General features: G+C 67.8%; 1 protein-coding gene and 1 pseudogene. One reads left to right on the top strand and one right to left on the bottom strand.

The genetic code is table 11. The features are described from left to right. Positions 1–192: 192 nt before the first annotated feature. Positions 193–1,358, bottom strand: a pseudogene (locus ACFUJR_RS08525) (IS701 family transposase). Here ACFUJR_RS08525 and ACFUJR_RS08520 point away from each other — a divergent pair. Beyond that, on the top strand, positions 1,276–1,464 hold the full coding sequence (locus ACFUJR_RS08520) for a hypothetical protein (protein WP_383181691.1): 189 nt from the start codon (positions 1,276–1,278) through the stop codon (positions 1,462–1,464). The pseudogene ACFUJR_RS08525 and the gene ACFUJR_RS08520 overlap by 83 nt on opposite strands. Positions 1,465–1,648: the final 184 nt, after the last annotated feature.

Here is a 1,648-nt window from a genome sequence, read left to right as displayed (position 1 = left end):
GGCGCCGCCGACGCCAAGCAGTCGCCCGCCGCTGTCACTACCTGCGGCGTTGTCGCACGATCGAGGGGCGGTTTCCCTGAGACCGCCCCCGCACGACCGAAGTCCCGCTACACTCCCGCCACCCGGCGAAAGACCAGGTCAGACAGCGAAATCCTGCTGGAGTATTAATACTCCAGCTGTAGATCGTGATCTTTATGTCTGGGATGCGGTTTGCCGCCGGTAGTGACTGGTGCGTGATCGTGCCTGGTGGCGGCGGCGCCAGTCGGACCAGGCAAGCCGGTGGGCCGCGTCGCGGACGGGCCAGACGACGAGCGCGATGAACAGGCGGCAGATCTCGTTGCAGGACAGCGGGATCAGGTCCTCCGGCGTGGGTCGGTGTGCGTGTTCGTCGGCGCGCACGACGGCGAGGAAGGCGTGGGCCAGCATCGCGAGGGTGACCCAGCGGGCCCAGGAGGGGTAGCGGCGGACCTGGTGCTCATCCAGCCCGGCCAGTCCCTTCTCGGTTTACCCGCCATCTGGAACCTGTGACCTTGACCAGGGTGGCCAGGGATGTCGACGTGGTGGAGTGACAGCGGTAGTAGGCGAGTTCGCCAGTGGTTCGGTTGCGGCGGATCAGGAGCTGGTGGCGGCCCGGTGCCGTTTCGGCGAGGTCGATGACGGCCCAGTCGTAGAACCGCTGAGCCTTCGCGCCGCGTCCGGCCGAGAGCTTCTGCCAGGCCCGCTTCGGCACCTTCTTCGCCAGGGCATCGGCGCGGAACTTTCCCGCACCGGTCGGAAGTTCGGTCGAGCAGGCCACCGCGAGGACATAGCCGATGCCGCGTTCCTCCAGCGCCGCCCGCAGTTTCGGGTTGCCGCCGTAGACCTCGTCCCCGGTGACCCAGCCCACGTGGTGTCCGGCGTGCAGGAAGCGTTCGATCATCGTGCGGGCCAGTTCCGGCTTGGTCGCGAAGACGGTGTCCTCGCCGAGCCCCGCCGCCCGGCAGCGGTCCGGGTCGCACGTCCAGGAGCGCGGGATGTACAGCTCCCGGTCCACCGCCGCGTGTCCCCGCTCGCCGGCGTAGACGAGGTACACGGCGACCTGGGAGTTCTCGATTCGTCCCGGCCGTTCCGGTGTACTGGCGCTGGACCCCGACCGTGTCAGTGCCCTTCTTCACATCGCCGGTCTCGTCGACCACCAGCACCGCTGCCTCGTCGTGGAGGTGCTCGACGACGTATTCGCGCACGTCATCGCGGACGGCGTCGGCATCCCAGACGGCCCGGCACAGCAGATGCTGCATGCCGTGCCTGCTGGCCTCCCCGGCCCACTCCGCGATCGTCCAGCAGTTCTTCCTCGGCAACTCCGACAGCAGACCCAACACCAACCGCCTGGCCCGCAACCGTGGTTCGACCCGGGTGCACCGGCCCGCGATCCGACCCATGGCCACCTCGAACGCCTCCCGCCAACGGACGGGATCTATGCTGTGACCTGCGGCTACCGTCTCATCGTTACTCCACACAAGTCACGATGATCAACGGTGGCCGCACCCTTCTCCGCACCGGCCCGACCAGCAAGATCACGATCTACTGCTGGAGTATTAGCGGCACGGGCAGGTGTGAGCCTTCGACAGCGGCTGGCCAGATGGCCCGGACGTTGTGCGTCTGCCCGGCG

This window comes from Streptomyces sp. NPDC057271, assembly GCF_042668715.1.
GTDB lineage: Bacteria > Actinomycetota > Actinomycetes > Streptomycetales > Streptomycetaceae > Streptomyces.
This window is presented reverse-complemented; position numbering and strand designations above follow the sequence as displayed.

What these genes read in the sequence shown, in the direction of transcription:
- ACFUJR_RS08520 (WP_383181691.1), top strand. Translation starts at nt 1,276, where the DNA reads ATGCCGTGCCTGCTGGCCTCCCCGGCCCACTCCGCGATCGTCCAGCAG.